The sequence below is a fragment of the Mesorhizobium sp. M0159 genome, assembly GCF_040322295.1.
Lineage (GTDB): Bacteria > Pseudomonadota > Alphaproteobacteria > Rhizobiales > Rhizobiaceae > Mesorhizobium.
Genome location: NZ_JAMYTF010000077.1, coordinates 1 through 18,277, shown reverse-complemented (window position 1 = coordinate 18,277; position 18,277 = coordinate 1). Strand labels below are relative to the sequence as shown.

13 protein-coding genes and 8 pseudogenes are annotated in these 18,277 nt (G+C 58.1%); 11 read left to right on the top strand and 10 right to left on the bottom strand.

Annotation, left to right across the window (positions count from 1 at the left end; all coding sequences use genetic code 11):
* Window positions 1–505 (bottom strand): annotated as a pseudogene (locus NKJ32_RS33215) (helix-turn-helix domain-containing protein); the annotation flags it as partial.
* Here NKJ32_RS33215 and NKJ32_RS33210 point away from each other — a divergent pair.
* Window positions 498–899 carry a hypothetical protein gene (locus NKJ32_RS33210; protein ID WP_352830160.1) on the top strand — a complete coding sequence of 134 codons (402 nt, stop codon included), beginning with the start codon at window positions 498–500 and terminating at the stop codon, window positions 897–899. The pseudogene NKJ32_RS33215 and the gene NKJ32_RS33210 sit on opposite strands and share 8 nt — an antisense overlap.
* A pseudogene (locus tag NKJ32_RS33205) lies at window positions 895–1,074 on the top strand (ATP-binding protein); the annotation flags it as partial. The gene NKJ32_RS33210 and the pseudogene NKJ32_RS33205, both read left to right, overlap by 5 nt.
* 20 nt (window positions 1,075–1,094) lie before the next feature.
* On the opposite strand, the pseudogene istA (NKJ32_RS33200) reads toward NKJ32_RS33205, so the two are convergent.
* Window positions 1,095–2,306: pseudogene (istA, locus tag NKJ32_RS33200) on the bottom strand (IS21 family transposase); the annotation flags it as partial.
* A gap of 181 nt (window positions 2,307–2,487) precedes the next feature.
* On the opposite strand from istA (NKJ32_RS33200), the pseudogene NKJ32_RS33195 reads away from it, so the two are divergent.
* Together NKJ32_RS33195 and NKJ32_RS33190 are read left to right on the top strand one after the other, a co-directional pair.
* Window positions 2,488–2,768, top strand: a pseudogene (locus NKJ32_RS33195) (transposase); the annotation flags it as partial.
* Between the two features lie 1,107 nt (window positions 2,769–3,875).
* A complete protein-coding gene (locus tag NKJ32_RS33190) occupies window positions 3,876–4,616 on the top strand; it encodes an autoinducer binding domain-containing protein (RefSeq protein WP_352830158.1) in 741 nt (246 codons plus the stop codon).
* 191 nt (window positions 4,617–4,807) lie between these two features.
* On the opposite strand, the gene NKJ32_RS33185 is transcribed toward NKJ32_RS33190, so the two are convergent.
* Entirely contained in the window at window positions 4,808–4,960 is a 153-nt protein-coding gene (locus NKJ32_RS33185; RefSeq protein ID WP_352830157.1) for a hypothetical protein, read from the bottom strand.
* Between the two features lie 63 nt (window positions 4,961–5,023).
* Between NKJ32_RS33185 and NKJ32_RS33180 the strand changes: the two genes are divergently transcribed.
* Window positions 5,024–5,482, top strand: coding sequence for an Lrp/AsnC family transcriptional regulator (locus tag NKJ32_RS33180; RefSeq protein WP_352830155.1), 459 nt, complete (start codon window positions 5,024–5,026; stop codon window positions 5,480–5,482).
* Between the two features lie 358 nt (window positions 5,483–5,840).
* Here NKJ32_RS33180 and NKJ32_RS33175 read toward each other — a convergent pair whose 3' ends face one another.
* Both NKJ32_RS33175 and NKJ32_RS33170 read right to left on the bottom strand, forming a co-directional pair.
* Window positions 5,841–6,503 carry an IS4 family transposase gene (locus NKJ32_RS33175; protein ID WP_352830153.1) on the bottom strand — a complete coding sequence of 221 codons (663 nt, stop codon included), beginning with the start codon at window positions 6,501–6,503 and terminating at the stop codon, window positions 5,841–5,843.
* Window positions 6,446–7,186 (bottom strand): IS4/Tn5 family transposase DNA-binding protein, encoded by a 741-nt coding sequence (locus NKJ32_RS33170; RefSeq protein ID WP_352830162.1) that lies wholly within the window; start codon window positions 7,184–7,186, stop codon window positions 6,446–6,448. Before NKJ32_RS33170 ends, NKJ32_RS33175 begins: the two co-directional genes overlap by 58 nt.
* Window positions 7,187–7,837: 651 nt before the next feature.
* On the opposite strand from NKJ32_RS33170, the gene NKJ32_RS35655 reads away from it, so the two are divergent.
* The 3 genes from NKJ32_RS35655 to NKJ32_RS33155 all read left to right on the top strand — a co-directional run bounded on the left by NKJ32_RS35655 (window position 7,838) and on the right by NKJ32_RS33155 (window position 9,159).
* Window positions 7,838–8,395, top strand: coding sequence for a hypothetical protein (locus tag NKJ32_RS35655; RefSeq protein WP_502902725.1), 558 nt, complete (start codon window positions 7,838–7,840; stop codon window positions 8,393–8,395).
* Window positions 8,396–8,572: 177 nt separating this feature from the next.
* The gene (locus tag NKJ32_RS33160) at window positions 8,573–8,836 is read left to right on the top strand and encodes a reverse transcriptase domain-containing protein (protein ID WP_352830151.1); all 264 of its coding nucleotides are present in this window, start codon (window positions 8,573–8,575) and stop codon (window positions 8,834–8,836) included.
* An 8-nt stretch (window positions 8,837–8,844) separates the two neighbouring features.
* Window positions 8,845–9,159, top strand: a complete 315-nt coding sequence (locus tag NKJ32_RS33155) for a retA reverse transcriptase (protein WP_352830149.1) — start codon at window positions 8,845–8,847, stop codon at window positions 9,157–9,159.
* A gap of 100 nt (window positions 9,160–9,259) precedes the next feature.
* On the opposite strand, the gene NKJ32_RS33150 is transcribed toward NKJ32_RS33155, so the two are convergent.
* From NKJ32_RS33150 to NKJ32_RS33140, 3 genes and pseudogenes are all read right to left on the bottom strand, one after another.
* Complete coding sequence (locus NKJ32_RS33150; protein ID WP_352830147.1) at window positions 9,260–11,890, bottom strand: HAD family hydrolase; 2,631 nt, start codon at window positions 11,888–11,890, stop codon at window positions 9,260–9,262.
* 492 nt (window positions 11,891–12,382) lie between these two features.
* The gene (locus tag NKJ32_RS33145; RefSeq protein ID WP_352830145.1) at window positions 12,383–13,744 is read right to left on the bottom strand and encodes an LLM class flavin-dependent oxidoreductase; all 1,362 of its coding nucleotides are present in this window, start codon (window positions 13,742–13,744) and stop codon (window positions 12,383–12,385) included.
* 960 nt (window positions 13,745–14,704) lie between these two features.
* Window positions 14,705–15,062, bottom strand: a pseudogene (locus tag NKJ32_RS33140) (ATP-binding protein); the annotation flags it as partial.
* Window positions 15,063–15,106: 44 nt separating this feature from the next.
* On the opposite strand from NKJ32_RS33140, the gene NKJ32_RS33135 reads away from it, so the two are divergent.
* Window positions 15,107–15,520, top strand: a complete 414-nt coding sequence (locus tag NKJ32_RS33135; RefSeq protein ID WP_502902726.1) for a DUF5372 family protein — start codon at window positions 15,107–15,109, stop codon at window positions 15,518–15,520.
* Entirely contained in the window at window positions 15,517–15,945 is a 429-nt protein-coding gene (locus NKJ32_RS33130) for a helix-turn-helix domain-containing protein (protein WP_352830141.1), read from the top strand. Before NKJ32_RS33135 ends, NKJ32_RS33130 begins: the two co-directional genes overlap by 4 nt.
* 31 nt (window positions 15,946–15,976) lie before the next feature.
* Here NKJ32_RS33130 and NKJ32_RS33125 read toward each other — a convergent pair.
* Both NKJ32_RS33125 and istA (NKJ32_RS33120) read right to left on the bottom strand, forming a co-directional pair.
* Window positions 15,977–16,273 (bottom strand): annotated as a pseudogene (locus NKJ32_RS33125) (ATP-binding protein); the annotation flags it as partial.
* Window positions 16,221–17,309, bottom strand: a pseudogene (istA, locus tag NKJ32_RS33120) (IS21 family transposase); the annotation flags it as partial. The pseudogenes istA (NKJ32_RS33120) and NKJ32_RS33125, both read right to left, overlap by 53 nt.
* Window positions 17,310–18,202: 893 nt before the next feature.
* Between istA (NKJ32_RS33120) and NKJ32_RS35650 the strand changes: the two are divergent.
* Window positions 18,203–18,277 (top strand): annotated as a pseudogene (locus NKJ32_RS35650) (IS6 family transposase); the annotation flags it as partial.

The following is an 18,277-nucleotide window of genomic DNA, read 5'->3' as shown; positions in this document are numbered from 1 at the left end:
TCGGCAGATCCTGGTGGACGACGAAGCGTGCCCAGATAAGGCGACTGAAGCCAAGCACCATGGAGAATAGCCAGACGATTCTCGGCGTGGTCGGCTCATCGGTAAAGACGACATTGAACTGGGCGAAGTCGACCTGCGCCTGCTCGCCGGGCGGGGTCTCGAAGCGAACCTCGTATCCACGTCCGCCGCGGCAGGACGGACGTCGCGCAGGAAGTCGGTAACGGCCGTGTAGCCGCCGCCATAGCCGAGGTCCTTCAGTTCCCGGAAAAGCCGGCTGCCGGTGAGTCCGGGATATCGCGTGACGCGTTCGCGAAGATAGGCCGTGAAGGGATCGATCACCGCCTGACGCGGCTTGCGCGGTCCGTAGGCCGGGGCCTCGAGCCCGCGCTCAATGTATTTTGCGCACCGTCTTGCGGTCGATCCCGCTCTCCCTGGCGATCGCCGACACCGACAGGCCCTGCCGATGCAAATCCAGTATCATCATCATCTCCCCGATCTTGATCACCGAAATCCCTCTCCCGACCATCAGGAGAAGCATCAACGATTACGCGCCGCCGGTCTCCCGGAGCGCGCTCCGGAAGACCGGCGGCAGCGCTATATTGGGGAAGATTCAAACGGCACTTCTGGGGAGTATTGAGCCGGCATCGACAACAGCCAAGATCAACGGCGTCGCAGCCAATCCGCCGCGCTGGCCTGATGGAACCTACTCTGTACAGGGCGCAGCCGCTGCAATCGGCGTGACGGCTCAAACCATCTTCGACTACCTCGCCCAGGGCCTTGTCCACGGTCGGCAAAGCACGAAAGGCCAGCCTTGGCAGATCAGCCTTTCCAGCGACCAGATCGATCAACTTCAACGCCGACTGCAACGGACCAGGCGATCAAGGAAAGGTGCATCATGAAGCATTCGCGGATCCCACCCTCGGTGATGCGATTCTGGATCGCCTCCTTCACAACGCTCACCGCCTTCAACTCACCGGAGAAAGCATGCGAAAACACAACGCTCGCGCCCATGCTCTTGACGCAGCCGCAAACACCAGACTCAATGAACAGGTCGGGCGAAGCGGCCGCTCATGATCGCGTGAAACACCTGCTCACGCGCTCGGCATGTGATCGGCAACGGTCGTATGGCCGCGCCGGTTGGGCGCACGGGCGTGGCTGGCGATCCGCTGCCCCTTGTGGAAGACCTCGACGGTGTTGTCGGCGATGCGCACATCGACGAGCTCGCGAATGAGGCGGTAGGGCGTGGAGTACCAATGCCCGTCGACCTCCACGTGATAGTCGGGCGGGACGCGGCAACGCTTCCAGCGCGCAAAGAGGTATGGCTGGTCCGGCAGTTCTCCCAGCTTCGGCCTGTCGATCTCGGCGAAGAGTTCAGCGCGGCTGGAGCCGAAGCCGCGCATGTGGCGGGCGTTGAGTTCGGCGACGAGCAGGTGGATGGCGACGTTCAGCTCCGCCAGGGAAAAGAAGCGCTGGTTGCGCAGCCGCGCCAGGACCCAGCGCTGGGCAATTTGCACGGCGACCTCGACCTTTGCCTTATCCTTCGGGCGTCTCGGCCTCGCCGCGAGCACTGCGGTGCCGTAATGGCTTGCCATCCCGGCATAGGTTCGGTTGAGGCCGGGGTCGGAGCGATCGGGGTTGGTGACGGCGGCCTTGAGATTGTCGCAGATCACGAACTTTCGAACTTCGGCACGCCGCCCAGATAGGCAAAAAGGTTCGTGTGCACGCCGATCCAGTCGGACAGGCTCTCGCTCGGGCACGCCTCGGCGTAGGTGTAGTTCGAGGCGCCCATCGCCGCGACGAACAGCTTCATGGGGTGCGCTTCGCCGGTGACGGGGTCGAAGATGTCGATGGTGTGCCAGCGAAATCGACAAACACCTTCTCGCCGCCCAGGTGCGTCTGGCGCGTCGTCGGGCGCGCGCGCCCTTTCCAGGCCTCGAAGGTCGTGCAAAACCACCTATAGCCAAAGCTATCAAGGTCGGCAGCGCGATACTCCTCCCACAGGAGCACGCGCGTTACGCCGCGGCGGCGTAACTCCTTCTCCACATAGGCCCAACCGGGCACCGGCCGGCTGGGGCTTTGCGACGCCGCCTTCGGCGCCGGGAAGAGCAGCAGCTCGAGGCTTCGTCATCCATCCCTTCAGGCAGCGGCCAGCTCAGCCCAGCAAGACGGGCGCGCCGCAGATAACCATGCACGACGCCATTGCTCACCCCAAGCGTGTGCGCGATGGCGCGCTCGGTCAGGGCCTGGACATGCCTTAGACGTAAAACTTCTCTGATCCGGCGCATCGACAATCTCTGGGTTGGCATCGGGCTTCCTCGTTTTTGAACGAGCATCCTGTAGACTGGCTGAGTTGTCGGCCGAAGGGTCCCGCACCTCCGAAAAGGTGCTCACGATCATCTGAAATCGTTGCTCATGATCCCGTGAAATCCGTGCTCACGATGCGGTGAAATCCGTGCTCACGATCGCCTGAAATGCGCACGCAGGTAGCCCTTCGCCGGACCTGCCCAGGTGCTCGACTATGTCGAGCGCTATACGCACCGCCTTGCCATCTCAACAACCGTGTCATCGACATCGAGGACAACGCCGTTCGTTTCCGCTGGAAGGACTACCGGCACGGCAGTCGGCAAAAGGTCATGACCGTTGCGGCCGACGAGTTCATTCGCCGCTTGTTGTTGCACGTCCTGCCCGAGGGCTTCCATCGCATCCGCTACTACGGCTTTCTCGGCAATCGTGCCGCGCGCAAATGCTCGCCCACTCCGCGACCTGCTCGGCATGCCGGTTCCCGAGCCGTCGGATGGCTCATCCGAAAGGAACTACCGCGACCGCTACGAGGATCTCACCGGTCATTGCCTCAGGCAATGCTCGGCCTGTCGTCAAGGCAAGATGATCTCGAAATCTTCGACGGCGCCACTGGACCCCCGCCATGCTGGGATACATCATGAAAGAACCGCTCCGCTTTCGCCGTCACCGCATCGCACGAGCCGTTCGGCCCGACAACCGAGCCGGTCCCGCGAAGCTGCGCGCCGTCACCCCCGGCTGCCTCTGTCGGCAGGGCGCGACACCGGTCCTCACTTTGCCGCAACCCATATCCGTGCCGCTTCGGCGCACGCGACCCTTGCAATCGCGGCTTCCGTAACGGCATCCCCAAACCACACGACGCCTGTTCATGGGCACCGCCTCGATTTGAACACCCATAGCGGCCACCCGTGCCGGCGGCTTAGTCCAACACGTTTTTAGATTAGCTCACCGCCGCAATCGGCCTCAGTACGCTCTCGCCACCCGCCTTTCTGCGCGACGCTAAGCTAAAAACGCTCTTCAAAATGTGCTCGAGCATATTTGATGCGGGAAATCCGCCCTCCCGGATCTGTGAGGGCGAAAGCCGAATGGCTGAGCTACTCGACCACGATCAAGCGCGGCCTTTCGATTCGTTTCACGCCGAATCGGGCACTCGGCCCAACGCTCTGCGCACGGCCCCGACGATCTGGAAACCATCCGTGATTGCTGGGGCAGCGCCTTCCACAATTAGCCTGCCTCCCGAATGGAGCCGGACACTTCGGCCTCCGGCAGTTTCAGGAACTCCACTTGGCCGGAGTGTATCTGCCGATTTGTCGTGTGCATGACAACATCAACACACCTACCAGAACCAAGCCATTCTTGTAAAATGTTGACATCACAAGGAAAAGCAGTTCCGACCTATTGTTTTTGCGGTCGGCGCGACTTTTGCAAGACTGGAGAGGTCGCGGCAACTCCGTACTCGAGCGCTGAGGTGGGAAGCTGTCCCAGTATGCTCGCTAACAGGGAGATTGACGAGACGCCTGGCAGTTTCTCTTCAAGGGTCAGCATGCGCGGTTTCCGACGATCTTCAGGCGGCTAGTATGGAAGCGTTGCCTCTTGAGTTCGGCCGCTTTATAGACGACGCCGATAGTGTTCCAGATGCTGAGCATCTATTCAGACTGCTATCTGTTTTCTCTCGTGCAGCGAAATTCCCTTGGGTCGCCTATCATCCAATTTTAAGCTGCGACACGGGTTCGGACCCGGAGCTATCTTGGCAACGGGAGTTTGTGAACTATCCTGACGGCTGGCGGGAGCGCTATTTCCAGGCGGGCTATGACGCAATAGATCCCATTATAAAGAAAAGCCGAAAGCATGTGGCACCCTTTCGATGGCGTGACCCGTGCAGTGATTCGGGCGTCTCTCAAGTCGAGCGACGCTTTTTTGATGACGCTGCGGCGTTCGGCCTGATGACCGGCGTTAGTGTTCCACTGCACGGGCCTGGTGCCAAACTAGCCATAGTGAGCTTCACTCGACCTTATGACAAGATTATCGCAAGTAGAACGGTAAATTATTTTCATACGGCAGCGCTATTTTTTCATATTAAAGCTGAGATCTTCAATCGTTCCAATTTAACCAACCAGATTCCTGACCTATCACGCAGAGAGAAGGAGTGCATTCTCTGGGTCGCACGAGGAAAATCGTCTTGGGACATTGGTCGCATCCTGGGCGTGTCTAAAAATACCGTAGACTTCCACGTTAAAAACGTAATGCGGAAGTTAGATTCGTCAAGTAGAACTGCTGCCGCCATAAAAGCCATGAGTTTCGGGATTATTGATTTGTAGAATCGTGTCCTCCGCGTGCGTCGCCAGACAATCCTGCGGGCGTGATTGAACCTGATTCGGTGAGCCAAGTCTGGAGTTCGACGCGAGTGGGCGATTGGAAGGGAGTCCTGGGTTAGGGCGAACGTCGCCAAAGCCGTCATCTACCCTATCGGACAGATCTCGGACACCTATGTACGTTGGTAGTATCCTCATCAGGTGTTCTCCGCTTTTTTTATGTTGGCTGAAAAACCGTTCGGCGCCGCGATGTCTGGCATCTGCTTGAGAAAGACGCGGCTCGCGTTCTCCGCGGCCTCGATGTTGGCGCGCCAGTTGATTGAGCCCATTACTGCCTCTTTGATCCGCAAATGTTGTCGCAACGCGGTAATGGGGGCAATTTCAAAACGCCACCAACTTCGCAGGGAACACACATGGACCTTAACTGGGTAGACGCGTTGCTCCTTAATGCTGTGCAGAAAAACAACCGGCTGACTTCCAAAGAGCTTGCTAAAAAGGTTGGTTTATCCCCAACCGCATGTCAGCGTAGACTCAAGCGTTTGCGGAACGAGCGCGTGATTGAAGCGGATGTTTCTATCATCTCTCCGAAGGCGATTGGACGAGCAGTAACCATGATTGTTCTGGTGTCATTGAAGCGGGAGCGTGCAGACATTGTCGACCGCTTTAAGACAACGATTCGCAATACCCACGAGGTGATGATCGGCTATTATATTACAGGAGAGGCAGACTTCATGCTTGTTGTTACAGCCAGAGATTTGGAGGACTACGAACAGTTCACACGGCGGTTTTTATACGAAAACGCCGAAATAAAGGCCTTGAAGACCATGGTCTCGATGGATCAAGTCAAGTCCAGCTTAGTCATATCGGTATAATGAAAGAAGGTGCTTTCAGTTGCGGTATAAACGCGGAATAGACAGTTAGAGGCGGTATTTCGTGAGCTACTGCGATAACACGATAGCCTGCGCGCCCCAGCAGCCGCGGTTTACGCCGTCAAGCTAAACTCATTGCCGCTCCTATAATTGCGAGCGCGGATCGAAGAAGTGCCGACACTGTGCTTCGGCGCGGTGGCACTTTTCATCAAGGCTTTTCGAGTTTGTCGCGGAATTGGACCATTCCGTCGCCTCGTTGCACGCGGCCGGTGACCGAATCCGATGTCGCCCACGGGCGCGGCCAGGATGCCAAGACTGCATTCAAGTCGGTATGACGGTACCCATCCGGTGAAGCTTCCGATTACCCACATCGTCGGCTTGATCCAATGGAGATGCCGAAGGCGATGTCGTGCAAGCGGGTCATGCCGCGCCAGACGACCATGTTGCCGGGAGGAGGCGGATCATATTTGCGGGCGAGATAGCCGCCAAGCATGGCGATTTGCAGCAGGTAGGCGGCGGGCGTGGGCCGTTGGAGGCGTGGTCGCGTTCGGGACGCGTCGATCTGGTTGAGCGCAGTGATCTCGGCGAAGGTGAGAACGCTGTCTGGCGCGGCGTCTGGCTTGGCGCGCGCCGACATAGTGACGAAGAATATGCGCCAGCCGACCACCGCGATGAGAGCGAGGAACTTCGCCAGCCTCTCGGCGGTCTCGAGCCTCGTCTCCTCGGCACGGCAGCCGGACTTCATGACCTTGTGGAACACCTCCGCCTTCCAGCGCAGGGCGTACCAGCCGAGCTTCTCAACCGCCGCGGAAAGATCTTCGACCGGCAAGTTGGTCACCAGTTTCCAGTCGACCGGCTCGCGGCCGGGCGGCGGACTCTCTTCGAGGGCGTGGATGTAAGTCAGAACCTGCGAACTGTAGCGCTTCTGCTTGCCCACCGGCGGCAAGGTATTGATGGCGGCGAACTTCACTTGCAGCCAGGTCGTCTCGTCCTGATCGACCGTAATGCGATGACGTCCCGCCAAGGCGCCGCCGCAAGTTGGGCAAAGACGCGATGATCAGGATCGTGTGGGGCAGCATCGGCAGGCCGCTCGGCCAGCCTGTTCGTCTGCACCCGCACGAGGAAGCTGGTACCAAGGTCCTGCGCCGGTGCAATAGAGCTCGTAGACGTCGCTCTCCCGGTCACCCACATGCACGCAGCGCTCCGGCGCCCCAACGAGCGCGATGGACTGGCGCAGGTTCTCCAGCCAGCGGTAGCTCTCCTTCGTCTTGATCGGCACGCGCGTGGGATTGATGTGCCGCTTGAGCGCGAGCGTTCCCTTGAACTTCGTTCGTGTCCAGAACTTCGCCGCCGCCAAACCGAATGGTGGAATGGTGTGCCGCTGGGGGTGACGGCCAGGCTCGAATGCATCAGCACCCCGCACAAGGTCAGCACGTTGGGCTGCCCGGCCTTGTAGCGCCCGGCGTTGATGGTTTTGGTGAAACCGATTTTGCCCGGCTGCGCGCGGCTGTAGATAAATTCGGTCGTGTCCTGCAGGATAAGGATCGGACCTTCGCTCGCCGCAACGCGCGCCGCGGTCGCGGCGAAATGGCCGGCGAGAACGCTATGTTCGGTCACACGCGGGTTGTCAAAGAAGCGGTAGGCCGCCTTCGCCGCCGCCCAGTCGCCGCAGGCCGCCGGGATTGGCTTGCCCGGCGCAGCTGACATCTGATCCAGCAACCGTTCAGCCAACGGGCCAGACGCTTGTCGGACGGGCCGCCGCAGAAAGCTCTTCCTCCTGCCAAGCGGCTTCGCTGCTGCCGGTCTTGTCTCGCATCCGTGACGCCTCTGCGCGGCGACAATCAAGGTGAGGTGCGCCAGGCCAAGCTGGCGCGTTCCAGCCGGTGCGAGTCCGGTCCGGGTAAGGGGTAGCGCCCGCCCGGTAGCAAGTGTTGCGGCGTGGGAGGTGACGACCACGGCGAAGCGTACACAGCAATCATGTGTGGGAGTGAGCCACGATAGTGATAAGATTGCAGGGGCCGAGACGTTCTCATCCGTCGAAGGCAACATGTGCGGAGCCGACAAGCGAGGCACCTTCGCCCTGCCGGGGTCTAGGGCCACATCACGCATGAAAGGAACGCGTGGGAACCTGGGAGATCTCTTGTCTGGCCGCGTGGCGTTCGCCATGCCGGTCCGCATCGGGAACGCGAGGAGCCGTAGCCGAAGATGAACGGACAGGAGAAGTCTGACTCTGGCATAGTAGCTGTGAAGCCGACGAACAAAACCGGGCGACCGGTGGCGGAGCCGGTGGAGCCAAGGCCAGAGACCAAGGGGAACGTGGGCCAGCAAAGCACGCACCGGGCACAGGACCGGGCTCGCGTGACCCAGGCGCTGGACCGCGTACGCAAAGCCGCAAGGCAAAGGAAGAAGGATCAGTTCACCGTGCTCTTACACCATATCAATGTCGACATGCTTCGGACGGCGTTCTACGCGCTCAAGCGCAAGGCCGCTCCCGGGGTGGATGGCATGACGTGGCAGGACTACGAGGCAGACCTTGAGCCTCGGCTTAGGGACTTGGACAAACGGGTCCACAGTGGGGCGTACCGACCGCAACCGTCTCGCCGGACGTACATACCGAAGGCGGATGGAAAGCAGCGGCCGCTGGCGATTGCCGCTCTGGAAGACAAGGTCGTCCAGGGTGCAACGGTCATGGTGCTCAACGCCATCTACGAAGGTGACTTCTGCGGTTTCTCCTACGGGTTTCGGCCCGGACGAGGACCGCATGATGCGTTGGACGCCCTGTGCGTGGCGATCGATAAGCGGAAGGTGAACTGGATTTTGGACGCCGACATCCAGAACTTTTCGGGAGCGTCAGCCACGATTGGCTCGTACGCTTCCTGGAACACAGGATCGGCGACAAGCGCACCATCCGCCTGATCTGGAAATGGCTGAAGGCGGGCATCCTCGAAGACGGGATCGTGACGGTGGATGACAGGGGAACGGGTCAAGGGTCTGTGATTTCGCCGCTTCTGGCCAATATCTACCTGCACTTCGTCTTCGACCTGTGGGCGGAGCGCTGGCGACAGCGTGAGGCCACCGGCGATATAAATCATCGTGCGTTATGCCGATGATGTAATCGTTGGTTTCGAGCACGAGGACGACGTCCGTCGCTTCCTCGATGCGATGCGCGCGAGGCTTGAGGAGTTTGCGCTGTCGCTTCATCCGGACAAGACCCGCCTTATTGAGTTCGGCCGCTTTGCGGCGGTCGACCGCAAGCGACGCGGGCTCGGCAAACCGGAAACCTTTCCATTCCTGGGCTTTACCTTATCTGCGAGAAATCGCGCAAGGGGCGCTTCCAACTTAAACGGAAGACCCTAGGCGACCGCATGCGGGCGAAGCTCAAGGACATCAAGGTGGAGCTACGGCGGCGCATGCATTGGCCGATCCCCAAACAGGCGGAATGGCTGGAGCAACTCGTAAAAGGACACTTCGGCTACTTTGCGGTTCCAACGAATATTCGGGCGCTCACGGCGTTCAGGTATCGCGTGATCGACCTCTGGCGACGATCGCTACGGCGGCGTAGCCAGAAGGACGATGCAACGTGGGAACGGATCGCAGAGCTAGCCAACGACCACCTTCCCAAGCCTTGCAACCTTCATCCATGGCCGAGCGTCCGCTTCGCCGTCAGTCACCCAAGGTAGGAGCCACGTGAGGGAAAGCCGCCCGCGTGGATCTGTGCGGGGGGCGTCTAGCTTAGCTAGAGCCAGTGAATCACCGCTGCGCGGCATGAATTTTCCTCCTTTATTGCGAGGCGCTTAGCCTCCGCGTCGGATCAGGCGCCCTCGAAACCAAGGGGCGAAAGATCATGCGATAATAATGAGGCGTTTTGAACTGTTGCAAATCAACGGGGCGAATTGTCGCGACACTTGCCTGTGACAGGCACCGGTAGATCTCTCCCTCCCGGTTGATTTCTTCCAGATCGAGAGAGCTCGACACACTCGTACAAACGCTTCTTGCTTTATTCAAAAGCTGTAAACCTTCGATTTGCAACCACTCGTAGTTCTCCCCCAAGAGCATTTTCACACTGACCCCGCTTACATATGGCAGTATAATCGAAAAATATCCGTCATGCAGATGGTTTGCTCTAAGCAAGAAGACCTTGGACTCGTGTGCCCCCCCCACCATTGAGACTTTCAAAGGTGAAAAACGCACACTCATATCTTCAGGGCCAAGATCAAGTTGAAACCTTTGTTGTACTAAAGCGCTGAAAGTGAAGTCAAGCCCCAGGCTGCGCGTTCCATATGCGCCAAGCCGATAAGGTGAGGGCAGGCACCTTACATTCTTCCAAGCACTTTCTAGATCATAGATCGTCTTCTTGCGGTCTGGCCCCATAAACTTGTCATGCTGGAAATCCTTGAAATATTCCAACTCCGCTTCCATAGGCATGTAGACATGACGGAATAGAGCTGCATGGGCGGCCTGCTGCAGAATAGAATACTCGTGCGTCACGCCAGACCTCGTAAAAAACGTCCTCGCATCTTGGATAAACCGCAAGCATTCAGCTTGAATATTGGCGACCTTCGCGTACTGCTTCTCACCAAGTTTGGTCTCACCAATAACTGGCTCGCCGTCCGAATCATAGTCCACAACCGCTCCTTCCTTTAGGACGCAGCATTGCTCAAATAGATTGTAATTCCAAAAGGGTGTCGTAATGAGTGCTTTGCTATTCACTGGACGGTAAGGTGCGTCGGAGCCGACCAAATAGCGGCCCAGGATCTCGACGTTCAATTCCTTTTCGAAGGTGCGAATCAAAAAATCCAGCGTTTTGCCGTAATAGCCTATGTCCGCCAAGATAATGGTATCGCCGTCCTCTAGCTCCAATTCCTTTGACATATAGCGCATCAAGCGGGTACGCAAAGCAAAGGAGTTCTTGAATATCAACTCCAGCACATCGTCGTCGTGGAGCAACTGATGGAACGCCGTTTTTGGATCGTCAGATTGATGGGCGATCCGTATTAACAATTCCCTCACTTCAGGCGGAAGCAAAAGCTGCTTTGCAGTGGCATGAAGGTTGTCATATTCGGGCTCGATCCCGCTGATGTAATAATCGACATCGGCACGGGTTTTGAAAGAGGCCGCAACAGCAACGAATTTGCGGATCCGTACCAGTTTGCCGACGGGTTTGCGCGCATAGGCTTCACACGCAGCTGAAAGCAGATAAGCATCACGCAGCAAAAAGAAGACTCTTACTCGCTTGCCCTGCTGTTGTAGTGCCTCCACCTCGTCCATAAGAAAACGGGCATAGGCGTATAGCACCGGGCCAAACGACATGTAGCCGATCACTGTCTCCGGCGCGTACGGCCGCAGGTTTGCTACAGAAAAAAGTGGTCGAAATGGACTATAGCATGGCTGAACAACTGCTTTCGGTGCCGCTTGTTCGAGTACAATCAACGAAGATGCTGCATGCTGTAGACGCAAGAAGTCTGCGACCTCATGATCAAACGGCAGGAAATGCAGCGCACGCATGCCCAATTTCCGCGGCGCTTGCGCATCGGCTACGTCATTATCTCCGATGTGAATTAGTTGCGATGCAGGCACGCCACACTCTTTGATTACAATCTGAAAAAGGGCATGGCTCTTCGACGTCCCATAATCGACTGAGCAGTAAATCTTGCTGATTGCCTGCATAACGTCTGCAGGCAAATGCCGAGCCAAGAGGCGCCTTAACTCGTGTTCGCGCAAATGCGTATCGCTCACGACGATAATTTTGATACCACGGGCGTGCGCCAGCCTGATCAGTTCTACGTACGGTGAGAATGCGAAGCAAACATTCATTTCGGTCCGGATTTCCGCCTCGGCCAATAGCTCCCGTTCCTCACCTGAAAGCGATGTAAAAAACCGATAAATATCACCGATATCGATCTCCCCGGATCCGTTCTCTAAAAGCTTCGCTCGATAGGCACGCGCAGCAGCGCTAATTCGTTGGTGAGGAGTTACCCCTAATCTTCGCGCGACGGGACTATCGGCCAGCACTGCGAAAACGTCTCTAGGTGTCGCTGTCTTGCGCCATAGCAATGTATCGAAACAGTCAAGTGAGAGTACCGTCAAGGAGTCCCCAAAGTCGTCCAAAATACTATTAATATCATGGGACTTTATTTTGGCCTTATGGTGAGTATCACATACGTCGCTCCAGAGCAGGCGACTTTCCGAGTTTTGCCGTTGGTTGATCTCTTTTGTTGGACCACCCCCGTCTGGGAACATTGCATCAAGCTGGCCGGTAAACTGATGAACATCATCTCCGGGAGTACCCGGCAAGATTTCGCCATAAAGGTCAGGATCAGATACATGTTCCATACGGGGCCGTTGGGAGGACTGCTTATCGATGTCGGCGTGCTTTATCTTAGCGGCCAAGCGCTCTAGTATAAGCTGCATATAGTGTCTCCTTTAGTTCTCGCGCACGAACAATCTTGCTGGCTGGTAACTTGCCACTTGTCGTCACTCTTGGGTCTAGGCCCTCCGCATCGCCGAGTGTCGAGTCAGCGGCAGCCGCTTTCGCTACGGAGCTTCCACCGAGCCGGCATTTAGACTAGAAATGTCCCTGAACTGATTGAAAGACTGAGGTGTGCTCTGCGGAGCAGAACTCCGCTGTCCTACCGCTCGCCTCGCAAGATTTGAAGTTCACGACCAGCATGGTTCTTCCATCGGCTGTAATCCGACCGATCCGGTGCGAATGAACACTCCGCTCGATATACGCATCTCAAGAAACCATAGAAGTGCTTGACTCAACGTTCACGATTAAATCGATCCGGCTCATTGTCATGATGAAACGGTGAAAACCAATTAACCGATCCGCTTTTTACGCATCGAAAGAAACGATAGACCCCAAGCCTGCGGAAGCGCGATGACATACAGAACGGTTATCGATTATGTTTGCGATAGAGCTCTTACACTTGCCTGCGTGAATCGATTGGCTGGCCGCTTGAGACCGAGGTTCTCTCTTAGGGTCTGTCCAGAGTATTTGGACCTGAATTTTCCTCGTTGGCGCAATTCGGGAATGACGAGCTCAACAAAATCCTTGAGTCCGCTAGGAGCAGTCGCCGGCAATACGTTGAATCCGTCAGCCGCATGTTGATCAAATGCATCGACCATGGTGTTAGCAATGTCATCCGGAGTTCCAACAACCATCAGATGACCACGGCTGTCCGAAACCAAGCGGATTAGTTGTCTCCAGGTGAATTTCTGGCGCGCGGCCAAGTCTACTAGCAGTTTCTGGCGGCTTTGGATGAAATTGGTCGGCGGCAATTTATCAGGGACCAATGCGTCAAGATTTACTGAACGCAGATCGATGACAGACCCCAGCCAAAGTTGGGCCTGTCCAATTAGCACGTCAATGTGCGTATCCGATTGTAGTTTTTTGAGCTTTTCAGAGGCTTCTTGCTTGGTCGTCCCAACGATCGGGACGATGCCAGGCATAACGAGAACCTGATTTTCCTCTCGTCCAAGTGCGCGCGTCTTCTCTTTAAGAGTCTTGTAATATTGTTTGCCGTTCTCTAAAGACGGTTCGGCGGTGAACACGACCTCGCCAACTTCTGCAGCAAACGCAATCCCGGCATCGGATGCGCCAGCCTGAACCAAAACGGGATAGCCTTGCGGCGGCCTCCCGATGTTCAATGGGCCTCTGACAGAAAAGTGGTTCCCTCGGTGGTCTAGCAAATGAAGCTTTGCTAGATCGGCGTAAATGCCGGTGTGCTTGTCGCGAATGAAAGCGTCGTCTTGCCACGTGTCCCAAAGACCCTTAGCAACTTCTACGAATTCCCGCGCTCGGGCGTACCGTGTGTCGTGATCCGGAAGTTCTTTTTCACCAAAATTTAGCGCTTCGAAATTACTCGCCGACGTGACAATGTTCCATGCCGCGCGCCCCCGGGATAAGTGATCAAGTGAAGCAAACATACGCGCGAGATGATAGGGTTGGTAGTACGTCGCAGTCGCTGTCGCGACCAGGCCGATGTCGTGTGTTCTCGATGAGAGCGCTGACAACAGTGTGATTGGCTCGAAGTCATCGTTACCACTTGCACGAGCAACGGCTGTATGATCGCTTATTATGCCTTGATGATCGGCGAGAAATACGAAATGAAACGCCGCACCTTCGGCGAGCGCTGCCAGATGAGTATATTGATCAATATCAAGTCCGCGATCCGTTGGCACGCTTAGGTCGCGCCATGCACTTTCGTGATATCCGGCCCGAGTAAGATACAGTCCCAGCTTCATTTCCTCATTGCGTCGCATACCACATCTCCATTCAACCGGACTATAAGTTCAGCCGGGGCCGAGTTCATCGGCGCCACAGGGCAGCGATCCTCACGCTCGACTTCCCGGCTTCCCGAGATAAGGTCGTTGCGACACCCTCTCTGGCTTGTTGAAGGCTCTAGCAAAAGGTTCCAAGCATCGCTTGCCGCCTATTCCCCGCGCCTGCTTCCGAAAAAGACGCCTCCCTTATCTGGTAATATCTGCTAGTACCCGAGAACCGACAACAACGAACCTACCAAGCGTGGTAGTCGTGACCTGAGATCCCAGTCTCCTCCGGTTCGAGGGAGAGTCCTGGGTTTCGTTGCTCCGATACCATTCTCTGGACCGCCGGAAGGTAGCGTTTCCCGGCTTTCTCACGATGGCGGGCTGGGGGCGCCGTCGTGATAGAGCAAAGAGATCGCGGCCTTGTGCCCGATCGCCCCATGCGGGTGCACCTCGTTGTATAATACGACGGCAGAACGCCCAGGGGATCGTGGAGCACGAGGTTTTTTACCCGTGGCATCCTTGGCCGGGAGCCTGGCCCATATTCATGAGGTGGTCGAGAAGGCTGGTAGAGAGGTTTTCCGTTGCAGCCTCTCTGGTCGGGGATCCGATCGGTGGCTGGAGATTCCAGCCTGGATGTTTGATAGGGCGGCTAGTGCCGCCTGGCAGGTTGGCGCCGCTCCCCATGTCGATATTGCTGCACTACGTGCGTTGGCGGCGCTGCTGCAGGATGTAACACCCGCTTCGGGCACCCGATCGCAAATGCGAGTTTCGAGCGCAGCATTGGGCTCTCACGACATGGGGACCCTGGATCGGCGTGAAAACGGGACCGCCTTCATGCACGACGGTTAGCGCTCGCCGGGCGGAGCTGGTCAGGTTTGCGCAGGCCGGCGAGTGCGGATCGGCCTGGTGGGATGATCAGGCGCGGTTCTTGAAGCGCCAGGATTCGTTTCCGGTCTAGATGATCTCGCAGTGGTGAGTGAGACGGTCGAGCAGCGCGGTCGTCAGACGGCCATTCTCCGAACGCCAGATTGGTAGTGACAATGATCGAGGTGCGTTCGTAGAGCCTGCTGATCAGGTGGAAGAGAAACTGCCCGCCGGCTTGCGCGAACGGCAGATAGCCGAGCTCATCGAGCACGATGAAGTCGAGCCGGGTCAGGTAATCGGCGATGCGGCCCTGCTTTCCGGCCCTGTGCTCGGTTTCCAGCCGATTGACCAGATCGATGACGTTGTAGAAGCGGCCACGCGAGCCGTTGCGGATAAGAGCACGGGCGATGCCAATAGCGAGATGCGACTTGCCGGTTCCGGGCAGACCGGGCTCATAATGCCCGTTATCAGCAAGACAACGGAACACGGAACATTCGCTACGCCTTTCATCCGCGCTCTGGCGAGGAGGCGGTCGTTGTCGGACGGCAGCGCTATTGCGGCGAGCCGGCCTATGTGGGCCGGCAGCCGGATGGCAGCTTGGCGCTGGTGCCGATCTGGATGACCGAAGAGCCCGCGGCGGCGATGACGCTCGTCGAGGAGCCACGCCTTTCCCTTTCCTGCCTGCGCGATCTGCGTCGCGAGATCGACACCTGTTTAAGCTTGCTCGACGGTGACTCACGCCGTGGAGGAGAGAGCTATGCAGCAAAGGCAGCCTATTTCCGCCCAATCGGATCTGTTTGCGGCGCAGACCGCGCCACGGGAACTTCCGAGCGACATCCGTCAGCGCCTCCTGCCATTGAGCCTGCTCAGGGAAGCGGCGAAGAAGGCCAGGGAGGCAGATCATGAAGATCACGCCTGAGCATCTGGCGCGGGGTGCCTATGTCTATATTCGCCACTCCACAGCCGACCAGGCGATTGCGGCCCTTCTCAATCGACTCGGCAAGACCACCGGCCGGCAAAACGGATGGACGCAGTCGCGCGTCTGCACCTTCCGTAGCCAACACAACATTGCCGTCTACAGACACGGCGAGCGCGCGGCGCGCGGCGAGTACACTTTGCAGGAAGCGGCAGAGAAGCTGGGCGTGCGGGCAATGACGGTGCTTCGCATGATCCGCGCCGGTTATCTGCCGGCCGAGCAATACTTCAAGGGCACGCCTTGGGTCATTCGCGGTGAGGATCTCGTGCGTCCCGACATCCAGCACTATGCCAACAGCGGCATGCGACGCCCATTATCGCAAGGGCAAGATCAACAGCCGATGCTTTTTCAATGACATGGCGAGGTGTGCATTATGACGCGGGATCGGTGCCGCCGATCAGCACGGCGTTGCGCTGGTCGGCAACGAAAGTGCCGCCGGCGAGTGCGGATCAGCGCTTCGTTGACCGGAGTGCCGTCGAAGTCGAACTCGTCGATATCCTTGGCGAGCGGCAGCTTGGCGGCGGTGAGCTGGTATTTGATCGAGCGGGCCTGCTTCTCGGATATCTCGGCCGAGCACCGACAATCCTCGGCGGCTCGTGCTGACGCTTGATGCCGGTCGCCATCACCTCGTCATAGGCGCTGCGCATCGTCCCCATCAGTTCCAGAACGTGCGTGCGTTCCATCAGCTTGCCCTCCTGAGGCTGTCATAGCGGGCGCAGTCGGCCTGCGGCTCGTGCTGCAGGCGAGCGCGTCCGGGGTGAGAATGGTGACGGCCGGCGCCGGACCGCGCCGCCGCGCCAGGATGTTGAGGATGACGGCGGATGCGCAGACGTTCTGGTCGAGCGTCTCCCGGCAGGCCGCCTCGACGGCATCGAGCCCGTCGCTGAGAACGGCGGCCAGGATCGCCACCATCTGAAGGTCGCCGTCATCGGCGGCCTTCAGCCTGCGCCGTACCCGCTCCATGGCCGATGGCAAGACCCAGCCCTGGAACGGCGTATCATTACGCAGGGCACCGGGCTTGCGGGCGAGCACCGGCACGTAGTGCCAGGGATCGTAGATCGTCTTACCGCGGCCGAAGGAACGGGCATGCTCGGCAACGAGCACGCCGTCCTGACGAATGACGATGCGGTCTGCATAGGCGTGGATCTCGACCGGACGGCCGACGGCGGTCGACAGCACCGAGTATTTGTTGTTGTCGAAGCGCACCGTGCAGGTCTTCGACACCGAGGCGGGCACCGTGTGGAACCCGTCGAAGGGACCGCGATAGTCGACCAGCTTGCCGCGCTCGTCCTCGAACATCTCCCGGATCGTGCGCTCCGGTTGATCGACGTGACGGTGCGCCTTGGCCCCAGGCGACGCACTTGTCGAGGAGCCAGGCGTTCAGCTCCTCATAGGTCTTGAAGCGCAGCCGCGGTGTGAAGAAGCGCTCGCGCACCAGCCCCACCTGATTCTCGACCTGCCCCTTCTCCCAGCCCGACGCCGGCGTGCAGGCGATCGGCTGCACGAGATAGTGGCTGCACATCTGCAGGAAACGGCGATTGTATTGTCGGTCCTTGCCGACAAACACCGTCTCCACCGCCGTCTTCATGTTGTCGTAGATGCCGCGTGTGCAGGCTCCGCCGAAGAAGGCGAAGGCGCGGTCGTGGGGGCGTCGAACACCATCTCCTGCGTCTCGCGTGGATAGGCCCTTACAAACATCATGCGGCTGTGACACAGCCTGGACATGTGGCATTCCTAAGCAGCGGGACGCCATGAAAATGAGCAGCAGAGGCACCATGAAAGCAATAGGCCCCGTCATCGGCACCTGGGAAATGGCCAAGTCAAAGGTCATCAACGGCCGCCGCCAATGAGTTTCAAGTCGGTAACGCGAACGTATACGGAGGGGCCAGAGGGAATTAACTTCACAGTCAGGGCAGTCAAGTCCGACGGAACACCGTTCGTGGAGCAAATAACGTATAAAGGAGACGGAAAATACTACCACAACATAGGACATCCTTTGATGGACGAGATGTCCAATGAGCAGGTCGACGCCAACACACTTGTGTGTACGGCGAGAATGGCGGGTAAGATCATAGGGGCGGGAACGCTCCGGATATCCCCCGATGGGGAAAGTCCTAACAATGACGTTCATCTACTTGGACGCCGAAGGCATCCTGCGCGGACACGTAACGGACTACGACAAACAAGGGGGCTGATACCTCTACGAGGATGGCTTCGCGGCGCGACTCTGTGCTGTGATGGCCATCCCTCGAACGCCCACTACCCGCCGACCCAAGCATCTGTAGCAGGCGCACATCGAGCTATGCGCGGCACCTTGGTTACATCAATTGCGACGATGATCTGGGAGGCGATTAGCTCGCGCGCCACGCGGCGACCCGAGATCGAAGTGTCGGCGACGCAGCCAGACACTCGGGAGTCACGTCGTCGACGAGTTGAACACGTGAAAGTGGCGGCCGCAGGCGCCCTGGTCGTGCACGAAAACCAATGACAGGGCGCGTTGGTTTTTGCCTCACCAAGTGCGCGGCCACAATCAAGATGGAACTCGGTGTTGTCAAGGTTGCAGCACGCCCCATGACCGTGAGTGCACCGACTGCAAGAACCACCGCTATCCGATCGAAATCGTGGCCTGTGCTGTCTGGCTCTACTTCCGCTTCAATCTGAGCCTGCGCGATGTCGAGGAAATGCTG